This window comes from Pseudoalteromonas sp. APC 3691, from assembly GCF_030408135.1.
In the GTDB taxonomy this organism is placed as follows: domain Bacteria; phylum Pseudomonadota; class Gammaproteobacteria; order Enterobacterales; family Alteromonadaceae; genus Pseudoalteromonas.
This window is the reverse complement of record NZ_JASDCB010000088.1, coordinates 1-14,805: the sequence shown is the minus strand read 5'-3', so window position 1 is coordinate 14,805 and position 14,805 is coordinate 1. Positions and strand designations below refer to the sequence as shown.

The window sequence follows — 14,805 nt, the reverse complement described above, 5'->3', positions numbered from 1 at the left end:
TGTTTAGTTCTGTTGTTTTTAAGCGATTCATAAGATCACAAAACACCATGAATGTTCCCTCACTACCCACATTTTTTAATACTGTTAGTTCATTGATATGTAAAGGCTAATTCTGGGGATACTTTAGGGTATTGGGGTACTCGTATCAATTTGCTGGATTTAATACAGATGCCGAATTTTTAAGTGAGGAACATCAGGTAAGTTTAACCATTGATGAATTCAATGTGGTTAAAATGCTGCTATTAAAGCGCGCGGAAGTAGGTGTTTTAAATAATATTGCTTACCAATATTTTAAAAATAAAAATACTTTTAATATGGATTTACTCTATAAAAGTAACGTACCAGATGCCGTTTATAAAACGCACTTTTTAGTTAACTCTAAATCAAATAAGATCACTAGTAATAAAATGGATGAAATACTAAGCTTACCTACTGCACAAATACAACTTAAGAAGCTACTTGATAAATATGGAGTTTCTTCAAACTATACTAGCCCCCAACTGCATTTTAAAGGTTTTTAGCTGTATAGACGTCCATTGACATTTGTAAACAAAATACTCACAATAGCGATATATTTTCAAGGTGCTTGCTAGCCACTTCATGTAATGATTTTTTTAGCAGGATAATCGGGAAGTTGGTGCGTTTTCATGATGACTACAAGCCCAACACTGCCCCCGCAACGGTAAAGTATTGCATATTTTGATGTGCTTACTGAGTCCGGAGACCGGCCTTGATGCAATCTTACTTACTTAAATCTTTGCGGTGGGCAAAGGTAGGGGACATCATGTTAAACAAAACAACTTTAGGCGTTGCTATTTCTGCTGCGCTTTCATTTTCTGTGTCTGGCGCAGAGCAATCAATTGAAAAAATAACCGTTACAGCTAATAAATTTGAGCAATCAATCAATGACGTTTTAGCAAGTGTAAATGTTATTGAGCGTGCAGAAATAGAAGCAAGCAACGTACGCGATTTACCCTCTCTTTTAAATACAGTTGTTGGTCTTGATATTGTAAGTAATGGGGGCTTTGGGCAAAAAGCGGATGTATTTGTACGTGGCGCGTCGGCAAAATACACATTGGTTTTGGTGGATGGTGTTAGGATAAGTGATGCGACTTCGGGTAGTGTGTCGCTTACTAATATCCCTGTTAATAGCATTGAACGTATCGAAGTTATCAAAGGTGCTCGCGCGGCCATTTATGGTTCAGATGCAATCGCAGGGGTTATTAACATCATTACTCGTGATGCAATTAATAATACTTTATCTGCAACATTTGGTAGCAATAGTTACTCAAACTATCAGCTAGCAGGTGGGGTAGCTAAAGATGCGTTGAGCTTTAAATACAATGCAGGTTATGAAGAAACAGATGGCTTTGATGTTACTGAAAAAGACCCTACAGCTGCAATTACTAAAGATCATGATGATGATGGCTATAGAAATAAAAATATTGGTTTTAACTTAAGCTATCATACTGAAGATTTGGGTCAATTTAGCGCACAAGCACAGTATAGTGAAGGTGAGGGCGAATACGACTCGGCATACTCTAGCGACGCTTATGATTTTGAAAACTATATAGCTAAATTAGGTTGGGAAAAAAGCTCTCAAAATTATAATCAAGGTGTTTCAGTCAGTTTATCGCAAGAAGAAAATGAGCAAACAGGGACTGCAGTAAATACTTTTTATAGTACTGAACGTTTTGAAGCAGAATATCGTGGTCTATATACTTTAACTCAAACACTAGAATTAAGTGGCGGTGTTAATTTATTACAAGAAGATTTATCCGGTTCTACAGCAACTTCAGTACATGAAAAACGCGATAATAAAGCATTATTTATTGGTGCTTTTTATGACGATGACATATGGCTTGCTAGTGCTGTTATTAGAACCGATGATTACGATTACCACGGTCGCGCTAATACATACAGCACAGGTGTTGGTTATAAAGCTAATAAATATATTAGTGTTCGTGCAAGTCACGGTACAGCATTTAGAGCACCATCATTGGTGAACGCGTTTGTAACGAATAGCCTCTATTATGTAGGTAACAGCGATATTAAGCCCGAAGAGGCTGTCAATAATGAGCTGGGCATTACGCTTACAACAAAATGGGGTCGTTACGATATTACTATTTTTGATAATAATATTACAAACTTAATTGAAAACCAATATGACGCTAATTTGGGAAAATATGTACCTTCAAATGTTGCGCGTGTGTCTATGCAAGGGGTCGAAATTAGTGCTGAGTTTAGCGCATTAGGGTTTGAACATAACGCTAACTTAAGTTTTTTAGATACAGAAGATGAAACTACGGGTAAAGAGTTGGCGCGTCGTCCATCTGAAGCATTTAATTATACACTAACTAAAAATTGGGGACATTTTGACGCCAATCTAACCATGCTATATCGCTCATCTCGCGATTCAATTTCATACTACGATACAGAAATTGCAGCGTTTACTGTGTTTAATATTGCTGCTAACTATCAGCTTTTAGATAATCTAGCGCTACATGCACGTATTGAAAACTTAACTGATAAAGAGTACTTCACTGCGGGTATTGGCTTTGCCGCAAGTGGTGAGCTTTTAGGCTACAGCGCACCCAGCAGACAAGTATTTGCTGGGATTAGCTACCAGTTCTAAATTTATTATTTAGTTATTAAAAATACAAAAGCCCGATAAATTATCGGGCTTTTTGCCTTTTCTGTTTACTTTTAAGTTATACCAACCTGCATAGACCTCTAAACAGTTTAACGGATTAAATCACACGCTAACGTCGTTATAAATTTTTTATTTAGAACCACTGGATATAAAATTTTTGCCTAGTTAGAGCGCAATTTTATTATCGTTAAATAGCTTCTATACTTATGCTGATTGGTATTAATCAGTTAAAAACTCTTTAAATACGGTTTCAAACTTATGTAATTTAGGTGCTATTAAAATACTACAGTAACCCTGCTGTGGGTTTTCGTTATAGTAATCTTGATGATAATGCTCTGCTGGATAATACGTAGTGGCAGGGCTGACTTCTGTCACAATTGGCTCACTCACATGGCTTTGCAGTTGAGCTATCATTTCATTGGTTTGCTTTAGTTGGGCTTCATCGTGATAGTAAACCACACTTCTATATTGTGTGCCTATATCGTTACCTTGTCGATTCAGCTGTGTTGCATCATGCAGTGTGAAAAACATTGCTAAGAGTGTTTCAAAGCTAACTACAGTCGCGTCAAATTCAATTTTAACAACCTCAGCGTGACCGGTTGTGCCTGAGCATACAGAGTTATATGTTGGGGCGTCAGTTTCGCCGCCTGTATAGCCAGAACTCACACCTAATACGCCATTTACACGTCTAAATGCAGCATCTATACACCAAAAACAGCCGCCACCAAATGTTGCTACTTGCGTTGTTGAGCTCATAAGTATTCCTAAAATGTATATGGAGTTTAAAGGCGAGCATAAATTGTATGCGCCGCAACAACAAGGTTACGGCGCAATAAAGAGATTAGATCTCTTCGAAAGGTTTTTCAGCAGCTTGTTTATTCAGCTTTTGTTGTAAAAACTCAGGTGACTGAGTATTTCTCGACAGAGCATAATACGCAGCAGGTACAACAAAAAGAGTCAGCAGGGTAGATACAATAACCCCTGTAAACACAACTACACCAATTACCATACGGCTTTCGGCGCCGGGGCCTGAGGCAAAAACCAAAGGAACAGAGCTCATAACGGTTGTTAGTGAGGTCATTATTATTGGGCGAAGGCGCTGGGTAGCTGCTTGTAGTATTGCTTCACTAAACTCAACGCCTTTATCGCGTAATTGGTTAGTAAATTCTACAATCAAAATACCATTTTTAGCACTTAAGCCTATGAGCATGACAATACCTATTTGGCTGTAAATATTTAAGGTAAGTCCTGTAGCCCAAAGCCCAAACATAGCGCCCATTAAACCAAGCGGTACGGTAAGCATAATTACAAACGGGTGCATAAAGCTTTCAAACTGCGCAGCAAGTACTAAAAAGGTAACGGTGAGTGCAAGTATAAATACGTAGGTCATCGCTGATGCGCCTTCGTAGTAAAGCTGCGATTCACCTTTGTAATCTACTGCGCCATCTATATCGTTTTCTTGCGCGGCTACCTCGTTTAAAAAGTTAAGCGCTTGCTCAAGTGTATAACCGTCGGCTAAGTTGGCGCTTAATGTAATTGCGCGCATACGGTTGTAACGGTTTAAGCGTGAGGCTGTTGCTTCTTCTTTTAAGCTGATAAGGCTATCAAGTGGTACTAGTTCACCGCTTCGTGATTTAAGGTATATATTTGAAATATCAGTAGGGTTGGTGAAATCTTCTTTAGTCCCTTTTAAAATCACATCGTATTCTTCACCGCGGTCAATAAAGGTTGTAACACGGCGCTGGCCAAGCATTGTTTCTAGTGTACGGCCTACATCAGATACCGACACGCCTAAATCGGCGGCTTTGTTTTTATCTATACTGACTAAAAACTGTGGGAAGGTTTCTTTATAATCATGATCGATTCTTACTAAACCAGGGTTTTGCTCAGCACGCTTTATTATACGGTCACGCCAATCGGCAAGTTGTGCATAGTCATTACCCTGCAGCACAAACTCAATTGGGCGAGATGAACCACCACCGCCAATACCACGGCGCATAATGGCAAATGCACGAACATCGGTAACTTCTTGCATTTTACCGCTTATTTCATCCATTACTTCCCACGTTGAGCGTTTGCGTTTATCCCAATCGGCCATACCCACAATCGCAACACCGCCGCTGCCACCCCAACCGGGTACTCGAACAAGTACGCGACTCAGTTCACCTGCTTGCGAATAAGGCATTAGGCGCTCTTCAATTTTAGCCATATTAGCGGCGTTATTTTCGTAACTTGCGCCTTCAGGGCCGCTCATCATAATAAAGAACGTGCCACGGTCTTCTTTTGGTGTTAGCTCAGAAGGAACTTGTAAAAACAACGAGTAACTAACAAAGCCAGCTAATAATAAGCTCACCATTAAGCCCCATTTTCGGGTTATGTTAGTGGAGAGTGAATTACGGTAACTTACTTCAATTTTAGTAAATTGACGGTCCATCCATTGGCTAAATTTATTTGGTTTGTCTGATACTTTAAGTACTTTAGAGCACAAAGCTGGTGCGAGAGTAAGTGCTGTAACACTTGAGAAAAATACGGCAGCACTTACCGCCATAGCAAACTCAGTAAATAATGCACCTATACGGCCATCCATAAATACTAATGGCACAAACACAGATATAAGTACAAGCGTGGTTGCTACTATGGCAAAACCTACTTCACGCGCGCCTCTAAATGCAGCTAGTAACGGCGGCTCACCCAATTCAATACGACGGTGAATATTTTCAAGCATTACAATGGCATCATCTACTACTAAACCAATGGCCAGTACTAAGGCAAGTAAAGTTAGTAAGTTAATTGAGTAGCCCATTGCCAACAAAAACATAAAGCTACCAACAAGTGCGACCGGTACGGTGACCGCAGGAATAAGCGTTGCTCGTATATTGCCTAAAAACAAAAATATAACGAGTACGACTAAACCCATAGAGATGGCAAGTGTGCTGTAAACTTCATTAATAGACTCTTTAATAAATACAGACGAATCGTAGCTGTCTTGAATTGTGGTACCTTCAGGTAGGTTTCGTTTGATTTTTTCAAGTTCGCTGCGTGCGTTATCTACTACGGTTAGTGTGTTTGCTTTAGCTTGTTTTACAATACCTAAGCCAATCATATTACGCCCGTTACCACGAAATAAGCTTTCGTCATCGGCAGCTTCTAAACGTACATCGGCAACTTCACCTAAACGTACTAAGTAACCTTCATCACCACGTTTAATTACCAGGTTTTTAAAATCGCGCTGATCTTTATAACTACGGGCAGTACGCACGGTAAAGTCACGATCTATAGATTCTATTTCGCCAGCAGGTAACTCAACGTTTTCTGTACGAAGTGTGTTTTCTATATCGCTTGAGGTAATACCCCGTGCGGCCATTGCTTGGCGGTTAAGCCAAATTTTCATGGCGTATTGGCGCTCACCACCAATACGTACGTTAGATACACCATCTACTACGGCTAAGCGGTCAACAATAAAACGCTGCGCGTAATCAGAGAGCTGTAACGAGTCCATTGTTTCGCTGTTTAATACAAACCAGGCGATTGGGCTTTCATCACTATTTGATTTAGATACTTCTGGCGGGCGTACCTGATCGGGCAAACTATCAAGTGCACGTGCTACACGTTCGCGTACATCGTTAGATGCTGCATCTATGTCGCGGTTAATATCAAACTCAATGGTAATGTTTGAACGTCCATTACGACTCGATGAGTTAATACTTTTAATACCTTCAATACCTGAAATTCGATTTTCTATTATTTGCGTTATTTTGGTTTCTATAATTTCGGCAGAAGCACCTGTGTATTCAGTGCTGATATTTACAATCGGCGTTTCAATATCCGGGTATTCACGAAGTGGCAGCATAGTAAACGCAACCAGTCCAAAAGTAAGAAGCAGTAAATTAATTACAATGGCAAAAACGGGGCGCTTGACGCTAGTATCTGTAATTTTCACGTATTACCCCTTTACGCTTACTTTACTTCCAGAGCGAATTTTTATTAGCCCCTCAGTAACAATTTGCTCGCCATCAGTTAGGCCCTCGTCGATAGCAACCCAGCCATTATTTCTGCTAGCAACATGCACTTCAATTTTATTAGCTATCCCATCTTGAATTTGAAAAACAAAGTGTTTGTCTTGCAAAGGTATAACCGCTTTTTCTGGCACCATTAAAGCTTGGTTGCTGCTTAGCTCAAGTGCTGTATTTAGTAACATACCAGGGCGAAGTAATCCTGATTTATTGGCAAAGCTTGCTGTTACTTCAACACTGCGAGTAACCGAATCAATACGCGAGCTAATATGCGTTACCTTGCCGTTAAATGTTTGTCCTGGGTAGGCATCGTTTTGCGTAAGCACTTTCATACCCATATTTAATTGTGCTAAATATTTTTCAGGTACTTTAAAGTCAACTTTAATAATACTAATATCATCAAGTGTTGTGATTATTGTTGTATTACTTACGTAGGCACCTATTGATATTTCACGCTTGCCTAACAGGCCTGAAAACGGCGCACTAATAGTCATTTCGTTTAATTTAGTTTTAGCGCTTTCTAGTTGGGCCTCTGTTGCATCAACACGAGATAACTGCTCCTCAAGTAACGACTTTGCCGTTGATTGCGAGCGTGAAAGTTCGGTTAGGCGATCTAACTGGCGCTGTTCTTCACGTAAGTTAATACCAAGTTCTTTAACGGCAAGCTGTTCTTGTTGGCTCTGTAACTGTACTAACTTTTGTCCTTTACTGACTAAGTCGCCGTCTTTAAAATATATACCTGTGACATAATCGTTTTGCGCACTTTTTATATAGATTGCTTGGTTTGCACGTGCGCTACCAATGGCTTCTATCATCACTGCGTTTTCCTGAGAGGTAACAGTATGAGCTGTTACTTGAGTAGACATTTGTGATGAATCGGCTTGTTCGCCGTGGCTAGCGGGTAAATATAAATAAACGCTAAATATTAGTAGTAATGTAATAATAAATGGAAAAAGAGCTTTACCTGATTGTCTTGAGTACATCGTTTTCATACCTGAAAATTAATTATATCCATTGTACGAAATAAGACCGAGAAAAGGCGGTTATGTGTCTCATAAATTTGTGCGTTAAGCGTAAAAGTAAATAAGATTTATTCATTGTTCCTATTTTGTTGAGGATAAAGCGGTAATGTATGAAATTTAAAACGACCTGTAACTTATGTATAACAACAAGAAAGATCATAATTTGGACCATTATTATGTTTGTTTTTTATATGGTGTTTTACCAATATGGATAAATCTAACAATGTCATTAAGTTTCGGGCACAAGGTGCGCGAAACGCAATTGAGGTGCTTGTTGCAGGTGCCATTGGCTTAGTTTTTATTATGTTGTTTAATTTACTAAGGCCGGGTGAGATTAGCATACTTGAAATATTTTTAGTGAGTTTGTGTATTGCCGCTATTTTTATTGGATATTTAAAAACTCAAGAGCCGTATTATAGCCTTTTGATAAGTGAGTCGGAGCTTGTTTATTGCCATAAATATGGGGCTTGGAACATGTCTCGTAATAACTTTCATCACAGTGGTATACCCAAAGTAGAAGATGGTTTTGATTACTTAGAGCTCAATGCAGTGGGTGTTAAAGTAAACGACATAGATGAGTTTTTAACAAATATCGCACCAAGAATTGCAGGAAAGCTTTTAATAGAACAGCGTAATTTGTTTATGCAAGTTGTTCAAAAACATTGCAAAAATGGCAATTGCCCATCAGAATGGTTAATAGAAGATACGCAATACACATCCCATAAAGGGGTAAGCTATACTGGTCTTATAGCTATGTTTGCTAACAGAACTAAGCACCTTCAACTGCTAACAGGTTACGATTTATTATTACCTGCCAGTGTATTAGATAGAGATATTTGGGCATTTAGTGCTAACTTAAATAAGTGGAAGCGCGAGCCCCGTCAGTTTATAGCGTCGCAAATTAACAATTAAGCTGCGACTGTAGGAAAGAAAATGAGCCAAGACAGAGCTTTTTTAAAAAGTGGTCGAAATACCATAATACATAAAGATAAAAAACTTGATTTAGTGATTGTAAACTCTGAAATTCATCCTAAAATTAAAGTGACTCAACATGGCTTGGAGCCATTTAAAGAAGAGTTACCCAAAAACCGTCGAGACGCAAAAGAGCGTTATTTAGAGATGGTTTATGTAAGTAGCGCTGATATATTTGGCGAAGAAAAACAATTATTGTTTATTCAAGCGTTAGATGGTCGAGAGTATAAAATTGATTACAGTAAAATAGGCACAAAGCTATTTGTACGTATTCATCAAGATACTTATATGTAGTACTTATATGTAGTACTTTAATGGCATCTTTATTGCTAGTAATTACACTATAGTAATTATTTGACATAATAAGGTGCTGCGTATGAAAGCGTTTGCTTTAATCCCTCTCATTTCTTGTGGTTTGTTAAGTGCGTGTGGAGGCGGTGGTGGTGATAGCGATAATACAGTTGTAGAAACCTCTGTTAATGCTGGAATCGATTTACAAATTATCGAAAAAACTGAATTTACCATCACAGCACAAGGCTCTCCCGCTGATGGTACGTTTTCATGGCAACAAGTTAGCGGCCCAAGCTTAGAAGGTTTTCCGCTTGATGGTGCTGAGCAAACACTTACCGCACCTGACGTAAAAACTGATAGTGAAATAATCTTAAGAGTGAGCTATCAAAGTACGGGTAGTAGCGCTGTTAGTGACGATATTTCTATTTCAGTGAGCTCTAATAACCAACTTCCTCTTGCTGTTGTTACACAAACATCTCCTGAAACACTTCCTTCTGTTTACAAAGATACTGTGACTTTGAGCGCCCTTGAGTCGATCGATCCTGATGATAATGGCCAAATTGATAGTTATTTGTGGCAATTGCTATCAGGTCCTGACTTAGATATTACGAGCTTTAATGAGTCAACTCTTAGCTTTTCTCATCCATTACTTGAAAGTAACGTAAATTTATCTTGGCAGCTAACAGTCACTGATGATGAAGGCGGTGAGGCGAGTACTCAATATTCGATGACGCTTAACAAAACAAATGAGTTGGTGGATGCAAATGCAGGTGCTGATCAAAATATTGAGGAGTTTGAACAAGTAACACTTGATGCAACGAATAGCGAAACTGTTACCGATACCTATCAGTGTAAATGGCAACAACTTACCGGTAATACCGAAACATTAAGTAATAGCAACCAATGTACAACGACATTTTTTGCCTCTGATGTAGATACCGAGACCACATTGAGCTTTGAAGTAACGGTAACCGACTCAAAAGGACGTACCGATACAGATTCTTTATTTGTTGATGTATCACCAAAAGCGCTTGGGCTTATAAACGATAGTGGTGTTGGTGAGTGTTACAACAATACACAACGCATTAACTGTGAAAGTGATGATTTTCCAGAGCAAGATGCAGAGCTCGGACGCGATAGCTATGCAAATCGTTTAGATAAGGTTGGCAAAGGTAATTTAGCGTTTGATTATACTAAACTTAATCAGTTTGCTGATGAAGTTGGTGATGATAGTAGTGACTTTACCTGTATACGCGATAATGTTACAGGGCTTGTATGGGAAGTAAAAACTGAATCCTCTGGAGTATTACCAAATACAAGTTTGCGTGAAGGGCAAAATCATTACTTTTGGGATTTGGGCGATACTACTTTTACCGATACCAGTACAGCCAATTCAACTTGTCCGGATGATACCAGTTGCGGCGTGCAAAGCTATATAAACGAAGTGAATAGCTTAGATTTCTGTGGTGGTACAAACTGGCGCTTACCAACTTATAACGAGCTTTTAGGTTTAATTGATTACGGGAAACAAGGGCAAAGAGTGCTAATAGACGAATCGTTATTTCCTTATATTCCTCAATCAGGTGATATAGAAAATGTGGATTTACCGTACTGGACCTCGCAAACTGCAGCCGATGGTACAAGTTTATCGCAAGCGTATATTATAGATATGAGTAATGGTAACGATCTTGCTTATCCAAAAGAAAATACTGCGTATGTTCGTTTAGTTAGAAGCCGTTAGGAGAAAATAATGAAATTAAAATTACTCTATGCACTAGCAACTATAAGCTTGAGCTTTAATATTGCAGCGGCGCAAACGTGCTACGACGGTGCAGATACCACAACACCGACAGATAGATTTACCATAAATGCAGATGGCACAGTGTCAGATAGCGAAACAGGCCTTATGTGGCAACGCTGTAGTTATGGGCAAACTTATAATACAGAGACAAAACTTTGCGAAGGCTCTACACCTTCTCTTACTTGGCAAGAAGCACTACGCGGTGCTAAAAATGATACAACCGCAGATTACGATGATTGGCAAATGCCTAACATTAAGGAGTTGGCGAGTATTTTAGAGCACAGTTGCACCGAGCCGAGCATTAATGAAGAGGTGTTTTTTGGTACAAAACTTCAAAACTATTGGTCAAATACATCGGGTGTGAGCACGATGAGCTCTGCATGGGTTTATCAATTTGATAGTGGGCTGAATAGCTTGCACGCCAAAACTAGTAATGTGTATTTACGGTTAGTTCGCTACGAAGAATAAAGTACTTACTAAGATTAGACAGATGAAAGTGCAGCCTTAAAACCGCTGCATTTTTTTGTTTTACATAAATTTACGTTATTTCAATAATAAAGCGCTTACAACGTTGTCACTTAGTGCGTTTTTTTGCCATTATAGGCCGTGATTTAATTACGAAGGAACATCACGGTGTATTTAAGCTATTTTGGCCTGAATGAAAAACCTTTTTCAATTTCGCCCAACCCTCATTACTTATTTTTAAGTGAACGACATAAAGAAGCCTTAGCACACCTTACCTATGGATTAGGTGAAGACGGTGGTTTTGTATTATTAACAGGCGAAGTGGGTACTGGTAAAACTACAATTACCCGCAGTATGTTAGAGCAGTTACCTGAAAACACGCAAGTAGCGATGATCCATAACCCAGCACTATCAGAGCTGGAGTTATTGGCTAGTATTTGTGATGAGCTCAACATTAGTTACGATGCTAATAATGCGACGCTTAAAAGTCTTACCGATATTATAAAAAAGCACTTAGAGACCAATAATAAATCGGGTGGGCACACCATACTTATAATTGATGAAGCGCAGTTACTTGCCCCTAATGTGCTTGAACAATTACGCTTGCTGACAAATATAGAAACCGATCATAAAAAATTATTACAAATAGTATTGGTTGGTCAACCTGAGCTACAAGAGCTTTTAAAGCGCAATGAATTAAGGCAACTCGCCCAGAGAATAACAGCTCGTTACCATTTATTACCACTTACGCAAGGCCAAACAGTTGCTTACATAAAGCATCGGTTACATGTTGCAGGATGTGATAAAGGAATTTTTTCGATGGATGCCATGCAAGCTGTTCATCAATTAACCGGTGGTGTGCCACGATTAATGAACTTGGTATGTGAGCGAGCTTTGGTAGGCACTTTTGCAAAGCAGCAGTTGATAGTTGATAGCGATATAATAAAAAAGTCAGCACATGAGTCATTACCCATGGATTTTGTAGCGCCAGTTAATAAGGCCAAAAAAGCAACGTCATTTGTACCATATAGCCTTGCATTCGTTGCTTTATTTGCCGTAGGCATTGGGCTTTCATTTATTTTATAGTTAGGTAAGTTATGTCTTATTTATTAGATGCGCTAAAGCAGTCGCAGCAATCAGATATGAGTGCTGAGCAATACGACTTACAATCAGAGCAGTTAAAGCAACAGCAAGCACTAAAGCGTTATAGACGATTAGCGTTAGTATTTGGTACAAGCTTAGCTGCTTTTATTGCTGTAGCTGGTGGGTTTACTACGGGTAAGTGGTTTCAAGGTACTACTTTATTAAACACATCGGAACCCGCTGTAATTAAGGTGGTTGAAAGCGAAAAATCGTCACCTAAAGAACAAGTTAAAGAAGTAGATGCCGCAGTTGAAAAGCAGCAAATAGCAGAGTTAGAACCCGCTAAAATAGCTCCAAATAATACTGCAACGATTGAAGGGCAACTTGTACATGTGCAAACACCTAATGGTGTACAGCAAATGTTATTAACGCCTAATGGGCAATATATTCCTATGCCATCGAGTCCGGTCACGAGCGCAACGGGTTATAATCAGCAGAGCGTGCAACAAGTAATGCCAGTTCAAAATTATAATCAGCCAGTATTTAATCCACAAAATAATTACAATCCAAATAATACACAGAACGCTTCGGTATTTGGGCAAAGTCAAAATACAGCATCAGCTCAACTAGATATGAGTAAGTATAAAGTACTAGGTAAGCCAATTAATGGTAACAACCAATCTCAACAGATGAGCGATCCTGAGCTTAATGAGGTGCCTACAACACTTAAAAATGCGTTTGCGCAAGCTATACAAGATGTCGAAAAAAATCAGGATTATGAAGTTACCCATGCATCAAAAACGTCATCACGTGTTGAGCCTGTAGAATTACTACCAGATGGTTTGCAATCAATGTTGCCTAGTATTAAATATCAAGCGCATATTTATTCATCGAGTGCTGACAAGCGTTGGATCAAGCTAAATGGCCGAGAGCTACATGAAGGAGAGAGCATAGGCGCTTTAACTGTAAGAGAGATTACACCTGAGCAAAGTGTACTTGATTTTGATGGTTATGAGTTTAGCTTAAAAGCTTTGCAAGACTGGCCGCAGTAAACGTTTAGCTATTATGTTGAGAGCTCGGTAGAATGTTGAGCTCTCAATATTGCTTAGGGTAATATTGAGTTTTTATAAAAGCGTTCTAAATCAATATTATATTCTTTAGGTTTCACCGCTGATTCAAGGGTATCTAAGGTTTTTTTATTAGATAAATCGATATCTTTTATCTCTGTATAGCGACTATGCTTGGCGCTGTAAAATGTTTTAACGATAGGCTTTAGTGGTGTACTGGGATTACTCTCGGTCACTAAACCAACTTTTTGACTCGATAATCTAACGAGCGTTCCTACCGGATGAATACCAATACATTGAATAAACTTATTAAGCAGCACGGGATCGAAGCTATCTGGGCATCCGTCTTTTAGTATTTTAAAGGCTTTTATTGGCTCCATGCCTGCTTTGTAAACACGTTCTGCGGTAAGTGCATCGTACACATCTACAATTGATGCCATACGCACGTACTGACTTATTTCGTCGCCCTTTTTACCAAACGGATAGCCTTTACCATCAAGCCTTTCATGATGCATACCTGCAATATCAACCGCGATACCTGTTAAGCCAGACTCTTCTAATATTTCTTTACTGAAAAGCGAGTGCATTTTCATTATTTTAAATTCATCATCGGTAAAGCGACCCGGCTTATTGAGTATTTCATCAGGGATTTTTATCTTACCAATGTCGTGTAAAAGTGCGCCGGTAGTCAGTTCAACGATAATGTTTTTTTCTATACCTAAATGTTTAGCGAAAATCCCCATTAATATCGATACATTAATAGAGTGCTCAAGTAGGTAAGCATCTTTTTGGCGCATTTGGGTAAGGCAGGCTAGGGCATCTTGGTTTCTAAAAACAGAGTCCATAAAGCCACTTGCCAGCTCTTTGAACGGTGCAATATCTATATCGCGGCCTGCTTTAATATCTTTAAATGCTTTTATTTGCAGTGTTTTAGCTTCGTCATACAGTTTTTTTGCCTTTCCCATTTCTTGTTCGGCACTGTGTGTTTTTTGCCAAGGGTCACGCTTTATTTTTGTTGCAGGTACAGCAATAGGAGCTTTTTCAGGGACTGATTCAATGAGGGTTTTATCAGGGTCGATTTCTACTTCTAAAATGCCTGCTTTTATTAGGTTATTAATACCAGCCTGAGTTTTAACCCAGCCTTGATTTTTAATTTTAATACTGCCAGTTTGTCTAGTAACGCTTTGCACAAACATACCAGGCAGTAACTGACCTACAGGAATTATTTTCAAATTTATTACTTCTATTGTTAATCTTTCATTAAGCTAACAAATATATACGTTACTACCTAATAAAAAAGGCACTTTTCAGCTGTCTCTTATACACAAATCCCTGCTAAGAAATTAGCGGGGATTTTTTTGAACTAAATCTCAATGTCATGATCAGATCTTCAAATCTTGTTTGAGGGCACATTATGATTAACGAACATACTCATTGG

The 14,805-nt window shown here is 38.8% G+C and carries 12 protein-coding genes and 1 riboswitch; of the genes, 8 read left to right on the top strand and 4 right to left on the bottom strand.

The window, feature by feature from the left end:
• Nucleotides 1–131: 131 nt before the first annotated feature.
• Both QL998_RS19075 and QL998_RS19070 read left to right on the top strand, forming a co-directional pair.
• A complete protein-coding gene (locus tag QL998_RS19075; protein WP_290193290.1) occupies nt 132–521 on the top strand; it encodes a hypothetical protein in 390 nt (129 codons plus the stop codon).
• 42 nt (nt 522–563) lie between these two features.
• Nucleotides 564–748: riboswitch (cobalamin riboswitch) on the top strand.
• A gap of 36 nt (nt 749–784) precedes the next feature.
• A complete protein-coding gene (locus QL998_RS19070) occupies nt 785–2,635 on the top strand; it encodes a TonB-dependent receptor (protein WP_024604436.1) in 1,851 nt (616 codons plus the stop codon).
• 237 nt (nt 2,636–2,872) lie between these two features.
• On the opposite strand, the gene msrA is transcribed toward QL998_RS19070, so the two are convergent.
• From msrA to QL998_RS19055, 3 genes are all read right to left on the bottom strand, one after another.
• On the bottom strand, nt 2,873–3,409 hold the full coding sequence (gene msrA, locus QL998_RS19065) for a peptide-methionine (S)-S-oxide reductase MsrA (protein WP_290193289.1): 537 nt from the start codon (nt 3,407–3,409) through the stop codon (nt 2,873–2,875).
• Nucleotides 3,410–3,494: 85 nt separating this feature from the next.
• Nucleotides 3,495–6,593: an efflux RND transporter permease subunit gene (locus QL998_RS19060; protein ID WP_024604438.1), complete on the bottom strand. Its 3,099-nt coding sequence runs from the start codon at nt 6,591–6,593 to the stop codon at nt 3,495–3,497.
• Nucleotides 6,594–6,596: 3 nt separating this feature from the next.
• On the bottom strand, nt 6,597–7,649 hold the full coding sequence (locus tag QL998_RS19055) for an efflux RND transporter periplasmic adaptor subunit (RefSeq protein ID WP_010553195.1): 1,053 nt from the start codon (nt 7,647–7,649) through the stop codon (nt 6,597–6,599).
• A gap of 246 nt (nt 7,650–7,895) precedes the next feature.
• Here QL998_RS19055 and QL998_RS19050 point away from each other — a divergent pair, with 246 nt between their 5' ends.
• The 6 genes from QL998_RS19050 (at nt 7,896) to QL998_RS19025 (ending at nt 13,352) form a co-directional block, all read left to right on the top strand.
• A complete protein-coding gene (locus QL998_RS19050; protein WP_197151968.1) occupies nt 7,896–8,600 on the top strand; it encodes a DUF2982 domain-containing protein in 705 nt (234 codons plus the stop codon).
• A 21-nt stretch (nt 8,601–8,621) separates the two neighbouring features.
• On the top strand, nt 8,622–8,954 hold the full coding sequence (locus QL998_RS19045) for a hypothetical protein (protein WP_010553197.1): 333 nt from the start codon (nt 8,622–8,624) through the stop codon (nt 8,952–8,954).
• An 82-nt stretch (nt 8,955–9,036) separates the two neighbouring features.
• The gene (locus QL998_RS19040; RefSeq protein WP_290193288.1) at nt 9,037–10,692 is read left to right on the top strand and encodes a DUF1566 domain-containing protein; all 1,656 of its coding nucleotides are present in this window, start codon (nt 9,037–9,039) and stop codon (nt 10,690–10,692) included.
• Nucleotides 10,693–10,701: 9 nt separating this feature from the next.
• Nucleotides 10,702–11,220, top strand: coding sequence for a DUF1566 domain-containing protein (locus tag QL998_RS19035; RefSeq protein ID WP_290193287.1), 519 nt, complete (start codon nt 10,702–10,704; stop codon nt 11,218–11,220).
• Between the two features lie 165 nt (nt 11,221–11,385).
• The gene (locus QL998_RS19030) at nt 11,386–12,303 is read left to right on the top strand and encodes an AAA family ATPase (RefSeq protein ID WP_290193286.1); all 918 of its coding nucleotides are present in this window, start codon (nt 11,386–11,388) and stop codon (nt 12,301–12,303) included.
• Nucleotides 12,304–12,314: 11 nt separating this feature from the next.
• Nucleotides 12,315–13,352 (top strand): general secretion pathway protein GspB, encoded by a 1,038-nt coding sequence (locus QL998_RS19025; RefSeq protein ID WP_290193285.1) that lies wholly within the window; start codon nt 12,315–12,317, stop codon nt 13,350–13,352.
• A 53-nt stretch (nt 13,353–13,405) separates the two neighbouring features.
• On the opposite strand, the gene QL998_RS19020 is transcribed toward QL998_RS19025, so the two are convergent.
• Nucleotides 13,406–14,599, bottom strand: coding sequence for an HD-GYP domain-containing protein (locus QL998_RS19020; RefSeq protein ID WP_007581678.1), 1,194 nt, complete (start codon nt 14,597–14,599; stop codon nt 13,406–13,408).
• Nucleotides 14,600–14,805: the final 206 nt, after the last annotated feature.